Genomic DNA, 13,621 nt, shown 5'->3' with positions numbered 1-13,621 from the left:
CTCGGCGCACCACAAGGGTGGCGAGCGGTGCCGGGATCAGCCGTCAGTACAAGCCGGAGCGGGAGCGGATCGACTGGATACTGGCCTTCGGCGCGATTTTCACCCGGCGGCCCGTCGATGTCGTGACCGTCTTAGTCGAGCCGCTCAAATCATCATCGCCGGCGGCAAAGAGCGGCAGATCGGAGCCCATGGCAAAGCCGCCATCAACAAAAGCGGCAAGGCCAAAGGTCGGCTCTTCACCATCGCGAAAATATTCCGCAACCACGTTTGCACCGCCCGCGCTGTCGCTCAGCCGAGCGCCGCTGAAGCGATCAATCTTGATGAAACGCCCACCGGGGGGGACATCAAAATCGCCGCCACCGTATTTGGCCGTCGCCTTTTTCATGAAGCTGTTAAACACAGGGCCACACATCCCGCCGCCCGATGCGCTGCGCCCCAAGCTGCGTGGCCGGTCATATCCAATATAGCAGCCAGCGGCGATGGAGTTCGTGAAACCCACGAACCACACGTCTTTGGAATCGTTCGTCGTGCCGGTTTTGCCCGCCACGGGAACATCACCAAGGTTTACGTTCTTTCGCGCCGTGCCCCGCTGCACCACGCCGCGCATCATAGAGGTCAACTGATACGCAGTGATCGCATTAATGACGCGATCACGATCTGATGTGATCCGCGGTGTTTCTCCCACGTTGAGGGATGCGGTCCGACAATCCTCGCAGGTGCGTTGATCATGGCGGAACACGGTCTTGCCCCAGCGATCCTGAACACGGTCGACAAGGGTGGGTTCCACCCGCTCCCCGCCATTGGCAAACATTGCATAGGCCGAGACCATCTTGAACAAGGTCGTTTCCTCGGCGCCGAGCGCGTTGGATAGGAACCGGTTCATACTGTTGTAAACGCCAAATTGTTCGGCATAGCGCGCAACAGTATCCATGCCGACCTCTTGGGCCAGACGGATTGTCATCAGGTTGCGCGACTGCTCAATCCCGGTGCGGACAGGGGTCGGGCCATAAAACCGGTTCGATGCATTCTTGGGTCGCCAGACTCCCTGGGGCGTGTTGATCTCGATCGGGGCGTCGACAACGATTGTTGCGGGTGTATAGCCGCTGTCCAACGCGGCAGCATAAACAAACGGCTTGAACGCCGATCCGGGCTGCCGGGTTGCCTGGGTCGCGCGATTGAACACCGAATGCTGATAGGAAAAGCCGCCTTGCATGGCCAGCACGCGCCCGGTGTTCACGTCCATGGCCATGAAGCCGCCCTGCACCTCGGGCACCTGGCGTAGTGTCCACCGAATAAAGGTGCCACTCCCATCTTCGACCATGCGGCGCACATGAACCACATCGCCGATCTCGAAATTCTCAAAGAAATCACCGCGCATCCAGGCGATGTCTTTGCGCGGAACCGTGAAGGGTTCCGCATCGGTTTCGGTCACACCTTCAATTCCGATGCTTAGGCTCTGTTCGTTCACCTCCAACACAACTGCCGGATGCCATTGGGAGACCAGGTCGATATCGCGGGCCACCTTGACTTTGGCCAATGCCGCGCGCCACGAGCCCTCATCCGTCAGCTGTTCGGGAGGGATGGTTTCGCCCGTGCCGCGCCACCGTTTGGTACCGCGGTCAAACTGCTCTAATCCGCGGCGCAATGCCGCGGCGGCCTCGGCCTGAAGCTCCGGATCAATCGTGGCGCGGATCGTAAGACCACCGCCAAAAAACTCATCCTGGCCAAAGTTGCGGCTCAGCTGACGGCGAATTTCATCGGTGAAATAATCGCGCGGCGGCAGACCTTTTCGGAAGCTGTCGAAATCGCCGTTTTGGACCGACCGAAGCGGCTCCTGCTTTTCTGCCTCGTAGATATCTCTGGTGATGTAGCCATTCTCGTACATCTCTTTCAGGACAAAGTTCCTCCGCCCTACCGCGGCATCCTGATTGCGCACGGGGTGCAAATCTGCCGGCTTCTTGGGCAAAGCGGCAAGATAGGCGGCTTCATGAATGTCCAACTGCGACAGTGTCTTGTTGAAATAGGTTTGGGCGGCAGCGGATACGCCGTAGGAATTTGCGCCCAGGTAGATTTCGTTCAAATACAGCTCAAGTATCTTTTCTTTATCAAGGGCTTGCTCCACACGCGCCGCCAGGATCAGTTCCCGGATCTTGCGCTCGGCCGACCGATCGCCTGACAGCAAAAAGTTCTTCATGACCTGTTGGGTGATCGTCGACGCCCCGCGCAGGCGCCCGCCTTGGGCCGCATCCACAGCCGCAGAGACCATGCCCATCGGATCGTAGCCCGCGTGCTGATAGAAATTCTTGTCTTCCGCGGAGATGAAGGCCTGCTTTACCATTTCCGGGATATCGGTGGCGGGCGTGAAAAGCCTGCGTTCCTGGGCAAATTCATCGATCAGGCGCCCCTCACCCGAATAGATCCGGCTGATTGTGGGAGGGCTATACTGGGCCAATTCTTCATGATTGGGCAAATCACGCCCGTACATCCAGAAGACGGCCACGATCATCAGCGCGGCAAACAAGGCCCCGGTGGTGATCATGGCGAAAATGCCGCCGAAGAAACTTGCGATAAAACGGGTCACGCCCTGCCTCTAACCTTTGTTTGTTAACCAGAAGTATATGGCGTTAGACCCCGGCGGTCAAAACACAGGTTGTGCAGTTTTCCCTCAGATCGGCGGATTGAGACCCAGTGCCGCGTCCGGGATCCTCTGCACGACACGCAGCGTACACAAAGCACGCATATAAGATACATATGAATGGTGGTTTGACCGCTTGAGCATGATCGCAGAATGCACGGTCCAGTTCGGACAAAGACCCTATCGCTGTGCCATGAACCTTTCCAACCGGAAAAGACCTTCGGCAATATCCTCTGTCGCGCGGGCATAGGAAAAGCGCAGCATTGTGCCGCCCCGGGCTGGGTCAAAGTCCAATCCCGGTGTGACGGCCACATCTGCTCCGGCCAGGATCTGGCTGGCGAATTCCCGGCTGTCATTGGTCAAGTCACTGACATCGGCATAGATGTAGAACGCCCCGTCAGGGGGCGCGAAATTGGTGATCCCGGCCTTGGGCAATCCGTCGATCATCAACTGACGGTTGGCGGCATAGACCGTGCGACTGGCCTCGCATTCCTCTATGCAGTCCAGGGCGGCGAGGGCCGCGATCTGACTGGCGTGGGGGGGACAGATGAAAAGGTTCTGGGCCAGCCGCTCGTAGGTGCGGATCTGGCTTTCGGGTACGACCATCCAACCGATGCGCCACCCCGTCATGCTAAAATATTTCGAGAAGGAATTCACCGCCACGACATCATCGGTGACCTCCAGCGCGCTGATCGCCCGGTTGTCGTAATGCAGACCATGGTAGATCTCGTCCGAGATGACGGCCGCCCCGATCTGCTCGGCACGCTCTACCAGCCCGCTCAGCGCGGTGCGGTCCAGCATGGTCCCGGACGGGTTGGCCGGGCTGGCAAGGATCAGGCCGCTCAGGTCGGCTGGTACATCTGACGGGACCGGCTGCAGACGGTTCTCAGGCGCGGCAGGCAGCCCAACGGCCTGAAGGCTCAGGGCCGTCAGGATATGCCGGTAGGACGGATAGCCGGGCAAGCCCAGCCCGACGCGGTCCCCCGCCTCGAACAGTGCGGTGAATGCCAGAATGAACGCGCCCGACGCCCCCGGCGTGACGATCACCCGGTCTGGGTTCAGGTCCAGCCCATACCAATCGCCATAAAGCCGGGCGATCCGCTGACGCAATGTGGGCAGGCCAAGCGCGACGGTGTATCCCAGCGCATCGGATTGGAGCGCGCGGGCCAAGGCATCGCGTGCCCCTTGCGGCGCGGGTGTGCCCGGTTGACCCACCTCCATATGGATCACGTGGCGCCCGGCCTCCTCGGCCTGGCGGGCGGCTTCCATGACATCCATCACGATGAAGGGATCGACCTCACTTCGCCTTGAACTCCGCATCCCACTCTCCCTACACTTACGCCTAAGCGTTGTTACAGGGGGCCAGGATGCGGTCAATGGCACGCCATCTTTGGTTTTTCCGCGCGGCCATGGCCGTTGCTTTCGCGCTCGCCTTGCCCAACAATGCCAAGGCCGCGTCGAAATGATACAGGTTTTAGCGGGCCAGGATATCCTGTCGCGTACACGGCCATGCTCCTATGCCAGCACCCATCCGCTGTCTTGGGACCGGTTGCGGCAGATCCCGGGATTTGCAGCCGCCTGTAAGGACGCATTGCCGACCGATCCGACAGCGGCCTACTGGTTTGCCCGGGTCCGGGACAAGCTGTCCGCCTATATCAGCGAGCCCAGCTATGCGCTGCGGCGGATGCGCAAAGGCAGCTCAAACTCGGCCCGGACCGCACGCGCGATGGCCTTCCAAAAGGACAGCAAAACGCAAAAAACCTTGGCCGAATTCGATGTGCTGCTTAGCCATCTTCCCAAAGATGCCTATGCCCATGAATTACGGGGCCAGATCCTTTTGGAGAGCGGGGGTTTCGGAGTAGCTGTCGGCAGCTATCAAAGCGCCGCACTCTTTGCCCCGAAAGAGCCGCTGATCCAAGCAAGACATGGCCAATCCCTGTTGGCCGCCGGACAGCCCAAAGTCGCCTTTGATGTGCTGGAAAAGGCCCGCGCCCGGGATCCGGTCAACCTGCGCCTCATGCGGTCCCTTGGGCTGGCTTATGCCCAGACCGGCCAAGATGACCAGGCTGCCTTGGCGACGGCGAAACGCTATGTCATGCGCGGACGACTGAAGGACGCGGCGTTCCATGCCCAACGTGCTTTTGATCAATTGCCGCGGGGCTCTATCGGATCGCGCAGCGCCCTGGATATTCTTGATGCTGCCAAACGGCAGAGCAAACAAAGGAAACCCTGATGAAAGCCCTGTTGCTAAGCACTGCCCTTGTCTTGGCGCCCCTGACCGCCATCGCGCTGGATCTGACGAACATGACCGCGGCGGAAAAGGAGGCGTTTGGTGCTCAGATCCGCGAGTATCTGCTGGAAAACCCGCAAGTACTGCGGGAGGCGATTGCCGTTTTGGAACAGCGGCAGGAGGCGGAACAGGCCGAAGCCGACCAAGCGCTGGTAGCGGCCAATACGGCGGACCTGTACGATGACGGCTATAGCTGGATCGGTGGTAATCCCGAAGGGGATGTGACCATCGTGGAATTCCTGGATTACAGTTGTGGGTTCTGCAAACGGGCCCATCCCGAGGTGACAGAGCTGGTTGAAAGCGACGGCAATATTCGCCTGATCATCAAGGAATTCCCCATACTGGGAGAGCAATCCCTGATCGCGTCACGCTTTGCCATTGCCGCGCTGCAAACCGAAGGGCCCGCGGCCTACAAGGTTGCCAATGACAAGCTGATCACGCTGGAGGGTGAGGTAAACGACGCCGCCCTGCGCGAGATCGCCGATGCGGCCGGTATGGAAACCGAAAAAGTGATGGACGCCATGGCCGCCCCAGAGATCGACGGCGTCATCGCCCAGAACCGCGCGCTGGCCCAGCGGTTGCAGATCAACGGCACACCGACCTTTGTCATGGGCGGTCAGATGATCCGAGGATACCTACCGTTGGATGGTATGCGCCAGATCGTGGCCGAGGCACGCGACACGGCCAACTGACCGAGGCTGTGCAGGCGACACGCTGCGATGCAGCATATCGCCTGATCATTGATTTGGGCTGGTTTGGCCCGATAGAAATCATTTTAAACTATGATTTGAACGCAAACCGGCTTTGCGCAGGATGGTCTTGCCGCGTTGCAGCATGCCGCCTAGATTTAGGACAACACAGTTAGACCAAGAGGAGCCATCGCCATGGCCACGACATTTGAACATGCTGGCAGCACTGCCGGACCTGCCTGGACCACACCATTTCGAACCGTTTTCAACATGTTGATCCGCATGGGCGAACGTCATCCGTTCAACCGCCAGATCGAAGCGCTATGCGCCCTCAGCGATGCTGAGCTTGCGGAACGCGGCATAACCCGCCAGCAAATCGCAAGTTATGTCATGGGTGCACGCGCGATGTTGTGAGCTCTCGCTGGATATTAGCCTTCCTATTTCCATGACTGGTGTTTCATGACACCCGTTCCATGGAAATTCGCAGGCTGATGACCTTCTGCTTTATCAGGCGCTCACTATTCAGCCGCGACTGCGCCCTCATCGGCGGCGGCATCGAGTTCAGCGGCCTTCCGTTCCACCTGCTCCACGATATGGTCGACCATTTGATCGTTGCTCAATTTGTGGCTTTGCGCACCGGCGAGATAAACCATACCGGACCCGGCCCCGCCGCCGGTGAAGCCGACATCGGTCATCAACGCCTCGCCCGGGCCGTTCACGACACAGCCGATGATGCTGAGCGACATGGGTGTCTTGATATGTTCCAACCGTTTTTCCAGGGCCTCGACAGTCTTGATCACGTCAAAACCTTGGCGGGCGCAGCTGGGGCAACTGATGATATTGACCCCGCGATGGCGCAGGCCAAGGCTTTTGAGAATCTCAAACCCGACCTTCACCTCCTCGACCGGATCAGCTGACAGGCTGACGCGCAGGGTGTCGCCGATGCCCATCCAAAGCAAATTGCCAAGTCCGATGGCCGATTTGATCGTGCCAGAGGTCAAGCCGCCTGCCTCGGTGATGCCCAGGTGGATCGGTGCATCCGTCGCCTCGGCCAGACCCTGATAGGCTGCGGCAGCCATGAAAACATCAGATGCTTTCACGCTGATCTTGAATTCATGAAAGTCGTTATCCTGCAGGATCCGCATGTGATCCAGTCCGCTTTCGATCATCGCATCAGGGCACGGCTCCCCATATTTCTCCAGCAGGTGCTTTTCCAGGGATCCGGCATTCACCCCGATCCGCATGGAACACCCATGGTCACGGGCGGCTGCGATCACGTCGCGCACGCGCGCCGCATCCCCGATATTGCCAGGGTTGATCCGCAGACAGGCAGCCCCGGCCTCGGCCGCCTCAATCCCGCGTTTGTAGTGAAAGTGAATATCCGCAACGATCGGAACACTCACCTCGGGGATGATTTGATGCAGCGCCTTGGATGACGCTTCATCCGGGACAGAGATCCGCACGATGTCCGCCCCCGCCTCGGCACAGGCCTGAACCTGTTCAATCGTGGCCTTAACGTCCGTGGTCAGGGTATTGGTCATGGTCTGGACGCTGATCGGCGCATCCCCCCCGACCTTGACCGGCCCCACATTGATCTGGCGGCTGTCCCGTCGATAAATGTTGCGCCACGGTCTTATGTGATTGATCGACATAGCTGACAGGCCCCTGTCACGGTGAAACGACACATTTGCAATGCAGGATAAGGATACGCTGTCAGACTGTCCACGGTATGCGACATTTCAGTCGCCCCCAAAACCTAGTCGGCCGGATTGGCCTGCAACGGGGCCAATGCGGCTTCCGCCACTTCGACAGCCCGTTGACCGGCCCCGCCGGCCGCCGGATCTACCTTGGCGTACGTATCTGCCAAGGTGCCAGATTCCAGCGCGATATTATCGATCACCTCACCCGACAACCCGGCGGGCCCGTGGGTTTCTCCGTTCACCATGAAGTAGATCGAGCCCCCCGCACCAGTGCGCAGGGTTGCGGGTTGCTCTGTCGGGGGAAGGGCAAAGGTATCGCCCGCCGCCATGGTCCGCTCATAAATTGTGGTGCCATCGGCGCTGCGGATGCGTACCCAGGCGTCATTCACCGCCACAAGCAAAACATCAGGCGCATTCTCAGCCAGCACCTGGGGCGAAGGCCGATCTGTCAGGCCAGGTTCGACAAATGCGGTATCAACAGCGGCTTCCGGTCCAATCGGGCGATCCGGCTTGGCAGGCGTTGCCGCAAGTCGATCCGCCGGGCGATCAATCTGCCCGCGCAACGCACCGCTCATCCCGGGATCAATGGTCACAATCGGTCCGTCGCGGGCCACCATCACAGGCACATCCAGCGCCTGCGGACGATAAAGCCGGTCCAACGCATCGGGGCGCGCCGGCGACATGCCCGGCAAATCCGAGGTCACTTCCACCATATCCGTGGCACCGTTGAGCGGATCAACCTCAGCCACAACGCCTGGCACCTGCTCGACCGGCGTCACCTGGACCTGTTGAATTTCGCGCAAAACCGCCCATCCACCATAGCCAATGGCCCCAATCAACGCCAACAGCACCAGGGATGATCCAATGGCACCCGGTTCAATCCGCGACAGGATCCCATCGCTGCGGGGTGCAAAGAACACCGCATTGTCAAAGATGGAATCGCTGACATGGGGCGGTGCCTTGGCGGTGGCCTTTGGATTGGCCGCCGCCTGCCCCTTCGGATCCAGACCGGTCCGGGGTGTATATTCCGCTTCCTGACAAAACGTCTCGTAGGCCCATTCGGGATCCATCTGCAGATAGCGTGCATAGGAGCGCACATAGCCCGCAATAAATCCCGGCGTTTCAAAGGCTGAAACGTCCGCATTCTCAATAGCAGCGATGTAAGTGGCTTTGATTTTGAGGTCGCGTTGCACGTCGAGCAAAGATTTGCCAAGAGTCGCACGCTCCCCCCGCATCATGTCTCCCAGACGCAGGTCGAAGTCGTCGAACCGCTTGGGTTCTGCCTTTTGCGGCGGTTGGGGCGGTTGTCTCCGCCCTAGCATGTACCCGACCTGTATTCTGCCACGTTTGCTGTCCCCAGATTGCCGATATGATTGTGCGACTCACCGGCATTTCAGGAATACTAACACGATGTGGCAGCAGGTGCAGGGGGGAATAGCGATGTTACCTTAGGGATGCGTTCATTCTCTGACGGTAATGTGCCCAAATATTGATCATGCTCCTGTCACAGGCGACACAATCGGCGCAGACATTACCGGTAGTTGAATGACAGATCTAACGGTCGGCAATCGCGATCTGGCAGTCCTGCCGACCGCGTTTGGCAGCCCGGTCATTGCAGGTGGCCAAGGCCCGGCTTCCATCCCCGCGACCGATGGCCCAGGCACCGCTGCTGGGTGAGATCGCCATCGCTTTGGGTGCCCTGGCCTTGCGATACTCCTTGCGGAAGGCCGCCGTGGCTTCCGCCGACAACTGAATGTTGCGCGGTTTCCAACCTTTTGGCCGGGTCACGGCGACAACAATGCACGGCCGTCCCGTTTGCCGCCGGGCATTGCAGGCCCCCAGGGCTGCGGTACGCGCCGCGGCCTCGCTGTGGAAATTCGCCAACCCGACCGCACTGCCGCTATCGGCGGGATCGCCGGGGCTGACGGCAAAAGCCGCATAGTATTCGAACTGCGCGGCATACCCTTTGACGGCCTTGGCCTCTGCCTCGCCCAGGAAATCGGTGGGAAACACCTCAACCGAGCTGCCCTTGGGGCTGAACAGCTGCCCCCGGGCCACCTTGGTTGTGACCGACTCACCCTGGGCGACTGTCGCCACCACCAACCCAATCGCGACTGCAACCCAACGCACCATGGCTTTTCCCGCTTATTACCCTAACTGCGCTGCTATATCGGCCAGCCGGGCCGCCGCTGGCAACCCCATTGAACCCCCCGAACACTCCGTTAGGGTCAAGCCACTACAAAATGGAGCGCCCGATGACCCTTGATGCCGTGCTGACCCGGATCGACATTGACCTTCCCGCCAGCCTCGACCGGTTACTCGACCTGCTGCGGATCCCCTCGATCTCAACCGATCCGGCTTACAAGGCGGATTGTGACCGGGCCGCCGACTGGTTGGTCGCGGATCTGGCGGGACTGGGTTTCACCGCCAGCAAGCGCCCCACATCAGGTCATCCCATGGTGGTGGCCCATATCGGCGATGCGGGGCCGCACCTGATGTTCTATGGTCACTATGATGTACAACCCGTTGACCCGGTTGACCTTTGGACACGCGACCCGTTCGCCCCGCAGATCGAGGAAACGGCAAAGGCCAAGGTCATCCGGGGGCGCGGTGCCGCTGATGACAAGGGCCAGCTGATGACCTTTCTGGAGGCGTGTCGCGCCTGGAAGGCGACCCATGGTGCCCTGCCGGGCCGCATCACCGTGTTTCTGGAAGGGGAAGAGGAAAGCGGCTCCCCCTCCCTCATCCCGTTCCTCAAGGACAACGCGGATGAGCTTAAGGCAGACATCGCGCTGATCTGCGATACGGGCCTGTTTGCGGATCGCGTGCCCGCTATCGTCACCCGGCTGCGCGGCCTGCTGGGTGAAGAGATCACGATCGAAGGCCCGACCAAGGACCTGCATTCCGGCATGTATGGCGGGGTCGCCATGAACCCGATCCGCGTTCTGACCCGGATCCTTGCCAGCCTGCATGACGATGACGGGCGCGTCACTATTCCGGGCTTCTATGATGGCGTGCCCGAGATCCCGGACACTCTCAAAGCCGCATGGGACGGGCTGAACTTTGACCATTGCGCCTTTCTGGGGGATGTGGGCCTGTCACATCTGGCAGGCGAAGCGGGGCGCACAGCCCTCGAACAGATCTGGTCCCGCCCAACATGCGAAATCAACGGGATCGAAGGGGGGTATACCGGCGATGGTTTCAAGACGGTGCTGCCGTCAAAGGCCCATGCCAAGGTGAGCTTTCGCCTTGTCGGCCAACAGGACCCCCACGCGATCCGCGAAAGCTTTCGCACCATGGTGCAATCGATGCTGCCCGCCGACTGCACGGCCAGTTTCACGCCCCACGGGGCCAGCCCCGCTGGCCAGATGGATACGTCGGGCCCGGCCTTTGAAAAGGCCCGCCAGGCTTTGTCCGAGGAATGGGGCGTAGACGCCGCTTATACGGGCTGCGGCGGTTCCATACCGATTGCCGGCTACTTCAAAACATATCTCGACATGGATGCCATGCTCATCGGCTTTGGCCGCGATGATGATCAGATCCACAGCCCAAATGAAAAATACGACGTCGAATGCTTTCACAAGGGCACCCGCAGCTGGGCCCGGATCCTCGCTGCGTTGACCTGAACCATACTCATGGGATGTCCTGGCTGCTCAAAAAAGAACAGCGGCAACGTAATGGCCGGTCCCCCCTATCGCGCATGCGCTGCCGGGCAACGGGGATCGGCCTGGCACGGCGCCAGTTTAACACAAGCGGAAGAATCATCCCCGGTCGCATCCGTCAGTTATGTCACCACGGCTCCAGACGATACCCGGGGTTGGCTCACTTTCCTCCATGGCGGTCGGCGCCTTCGCCCCGCCATTGGACATCTTTTGATGCGGGTGAAACTTCGCCGCTTGGTTCGGCTTGTGCGAATGCTGCATGCGTCAGGTGGAAAGGCGCGGCTCCGAAAGGTCAGGTCGACATTTGTCACCTGTACGGGTGGCAACGACAAAAGCCCAAATGATTGTCATTGGTCCGGTCACCAATAAAATCATAGCACGTGCGTAACCCGTCATGGCCACGTCCGGCGAGCCGATAAACATGCCGGGTGTATATATGAATTATGAATGACGACAGTAAGCCACGTCAAAACCTCAGTTGCGAACAGCAGCCGGGGCCTACAAATGGGCTGGTGAAACCCAAAGCCATTATCCCTCGAAAGAGCGCACGCTTCTGATGTTGACGTAGCAGTCACGCCAAGAGGAGGGCATGTAATGCGCCCAGCGGGCGCGCCGCCTGGTTAGTTTTCTTCGGGATGTGTGAAAACAGTGATGGCGCGGTTGACGGGGCTCGAACCCGCGACCCCCGGCGTGACAGGCCGGTACTCTAACCAACTGAGCTACAACCGCCCACTGTTCGCCGCATCGCGTCGGCGTGAGGGGGTGTTTAGGCCCGCCACCCGCGCGCGTCAAGCGGGCTTTTATCGGATTTCGTCAGATTGTCCCGGTGTCGTTGGGCCAGGCACATCGATTGCTGGATCTGTCGCGTGGCGTAGATCGAAAACGTACTGATACATACGCCTTATGTATGCTTTGTGCATCATTTCTGCATGGCCTGTGCCTCGGCCAAAACAGATCGCACGATGTCCCGCGGCACATCCGCCGTCAAAAAGGCGTCGCCGATCCCGCGCGCCAGAATAAAGCGCAACTGACCATCCATCACTTTCTTGTCCTGCCCCATCAGATCCAGCAGTCCATCGGCATCGGGCAGGTCACCGGAAATATCCGCCAGATCCACCTTCATGCCCATGTCTCGCAGATGCGCGCGGACGCGGCTCGGATCCTCTTGCGCGCATAGTCCCATCTTGGCGGAGACTTCAAAGGCAAGCGCACAACCGACCGCCACGCCCTCCCCGTGGAGCAATCGGTCTGAATACCCCGTCGCTGCTTCCAGCGCATGGCCGAATGTGTGCCCCAGGTTGAGCAAGGCACGGTCCCCTTGCTCGGTTTCATCCCGCACAACGATATCGGCCTTCATCTGGCAGGAGCGGCGCACCGCCTCGATCCGCGCGGCCATGTCGCCTGCTGCCAGATCCGGGCCAACCTTTTCTAACCAGGTGAAAAACGCCGCATCTCCCAAAAGGCCATATTTCACGACCTCGCCATAACCCGACAGGAAATCACGCGCGGTCAATGTCCCCAATACAGCCGTATCCGCCAAAACCAGACCGGGCTGGTGAAAGGCGCCGATCAGGTTCTTGCCGAGGGGAGAGTTGATTCCCGTCTTCCCACCAACCGAACTGTCGACCTGCGCCAGAAGCGTCGTGGGGATCTGCACGAACCGCACACCACGCCGCAAGATGGCCGCCGCAAATCCCGCCAGATCGCCGATCACACCACCCCCCAAGGCAATCACGACATCCCACCGTTCAACCCGGTTTTCCAACAGCCACTCCACGGCTTGGCCCAGGCATGCCCAGCTTTTGGTCGCCTCCCCTGGCGGCAAGGCCAGGGAGACCATGTCGATGCCGTCCGCCGCCAAACCGTCCCGCAACGTCGCCAGATGCAGCTTGGCGACGGTCTCGTCCGTGATCACCGCAACCCGCGATCGCGCAAGCAATGGCCGGATCTGTGCCCCGGCATGGTTCAGCAACCCCGGGCCGATCTTAATGTCATAGGCGCGTTCTCCTAGGGGCACATGAACCGTTGCGATAGCTGACATTTAACTCACCTCCAGGATATCGCGGTGATCGGCCAGCACATTGACCACCCGGGTCGCCATCTCTGCGATGCTTAACTCAGGTGCGGCGGTTACGCTCAATGCGGCCTCAGCATAGATCGGATCGCGCACCGCCTTGATCTCGGCCAGCGTCGCAAAGGGATTTGCAGTGCGCAGCAAGGGGCGGGTATCCTTGTGACGGACCCGTTGCCATAGCAGATCCAGATCTGCCTTCAGCCACACAGCTACACCGTATTGAGCAATCAAATCGCGGTTGCCCGCCGCCAGAAACGCGCCACCACCGGTGGACAGAATGCCTCGCTCCCCCTGGAGCAGGCGCGCGATGACCTGCGTCTCCTTGGTGCGAAAGAACGCCTCGCCATCGCGGTCAAAGATTTCCGCCACCGTGCGATCAGCGGCCCGTTCGATCTCTGCATCGCTGTCCAGAAACGGGACATCCAGCCGCTTGGCCAGCGCCGTGCCAATCGCTGTCTTGCCTGCTCCCATCATTCCGACCATGACCACAGTCTTTTTCAGTCGATACCCCAAACTGTGCGGCACCTTCCTGCCTAACAAAAAAATCATGAACTCAATGGCGTGAACTTCG

11 protein-coding genes and 1 tRNA gene are annotated in these 13,621 nt (G+C 59.9%); 4 read left to right on the top strand and 8 right to left on the bottom strand.

Features of this window, described 5'->3' with window-relative positions:
* Positions 1–43 precede the first annotated feature (43 nt).
* Complete coding sequence (locus IU397_RS07915) at positions 44–2,581, bottom strand: PBP1A family penicillin-binding protein (RefSeq protein WP_204412172.1); 2,538 nt, start codon at positions 2,579–2,581, stop codon at positions 44–46.
* 234 nt (positions 2,582–2,815) lie between these two features.
* Positions 2,816–3,955 (bottom strand): pyridoxal phosphate-dependent aminotransferase, encoded by a 1,140-nt coding sequence (locus IU397_RS07910; protein WP_204412171.1) that lies wholly within the window; start codon positions 3,953–3,955, stop codon positions 2,816–2,818.
* Between the two features lie 142 nt (positions 3,956–4,097).
* Between IU397_RS07910 and IU397_RS07905 the strand changes: the two genes are divergently transcribed.
* From IU397_RS07905 to IU397_RS07895, 3 genes are all read left to right on the top strand, one after another.
* Positions 4,098–4,868 (top strand): M48 family metallopeptidase, encoded by a 771-nt coding sequence (locus IU397_RS07905; protein ID WP_204412170.1) that lies wholly within the window; start codon positions 4,098–4,100, stop codon positions 4,866–4,868.
* The gene (locus tag IU397_RS07900) at positions 4,868–5,617 is read left to right on the top strand and encodes a DsbA family protein (RefSeq protein ID WP_204412169.1); all 750 of its coding nucleotides are present in this window, start codon (positions 4,868–4,870) and stop codon (positions 5,615–5,617) included. The genes IU397_RS07905 and IU397_RS07900 overlap by 1 nt, the downstream gene beginning before the upstream one ends.
* Before the next feature lie 192 nt (positions 5,618–5,809).
* A complete protein-coding gene (locus IU397_RS07895; protein WP_204412168.1) occupies positions 5,810–6,028 on the top strand; it encodes a DUF1127 domain-containing protein in 219 nt (72 codons plus the stop codon).
* 104 nt (positions 6,029–6,132) lie between these two features.
* Here IU397_RS07895 and ispG read toward each other — a convergent pair whose 3' ends face one another.
* From ispG to IU397_RS07880, 3 genes are all read right to left on the bottom strand, one after another.
* Positions 6,133–7,266: a flavodoxin-dependent (E)-4-hydroxy-3-methylbut-2-enyl-diphosphate synthase gene (gene ispG, locus IU397_RS07890; protein WP_204412167.1), complete on the bottom strand. Its 1,134-nt coding sequence runs from the start codon at positions 7,264–7,266 to the stop codon at positions 6,133–6,135.
* Positions 7,267–7,370: 104 nt separating this feature from the next.
* The gene (locus IU397_RS07885; protein WP_204412166.1) at positions 7,371–8,636 is read right to left on the bottom strand and encodes a helix-turn-helix domain-containing protein; all 1,266 of its coding nucleotides are present in this window, start codon (positions 8,634–8,636) and stop codon (positions 7,371–7,373) included.
* Between the two features lie 232 nt (positions 8,637–8,868).
* Positions 8,869–9,447 carry a 5-aminolevulic acid synthase gene (locus IU397_RS07880; RefSeq protein WP_204412165.1) on the bottom strand — a complete coding sequence of 193 codons (579 nt, stop codon included), beginning with the start codon at positions 9,445–9,447 and terminating at the stop codon, positions 8,869–8,871.
* A gap of 122 nt (positions 9,448–9,569) precedes the next feature.
* On the opposite strand from IU397_RS07880, the gene IU397_RS07875 reads away from it, so the two are divergent.
* Positions 9,570–10,940 (top strand): M20/M25/M40 family metallo-hydrolase, encoded by a 1,371-nt coding sequence (locus tag IU397_RS07875; protein WP_204412164.1) that lies wholly within the window; start codon positions 9,570–9,572, stop codon positions 10,938–10,940.
* A gap of 688 nt (positions 10,941–11,628) precedes the next feature.
* Here the strand turns inward: IU397_RS07875 and IU397_RS07870 are convergent.
* The 3 genes from IU397_RS07870 to IU397_RS07860 form a co-directional block, all read right to left on the bottom strand.
* A tRNA-Asp gene (locus IU397_RS07870) sits at positions 11,629–11,705 on the bottom strand.
* 190 nt (positions 11,706–11,895) lie between these two features.
* Positions 11,896–13,017, bottom strand: a complete 1,122-nt coding sequence (aroB, locus tag IU397_RS07865) for a 3-dehydroquinate synthase (RefSeq protein WP_204412163.1) — start codon at positions 13,015–13,017, stop codon at positions 11,896–11,898.
* Complete coding sequence (locus IU397_RS07860) at positions 13,018–13,599, bottom strand: shikimate kinase (RefSeq protein ID WP_370541635.1); 582 nt, start codon at positions 13,597–13,599, stop codon at positions 13,018–13,020.
* Positions 13,600–13,621 lie beyond the last annotated feature (22 nt).

Origin of the sequence: Actibacterium sp. 188UL27-1 (assembly GCF_016901225.1) — a bacterium.
Lineage (GTDB): Bacteria > Pseudomonadota > Alphaproteobacteria > Rhodobacterales > Rhodobacteraceae > 188UL27-1.
Note: the sequence above shows the minus strand (reverse complement) of the source record. Positions and strands in the feature narration are given on the sequence as shown.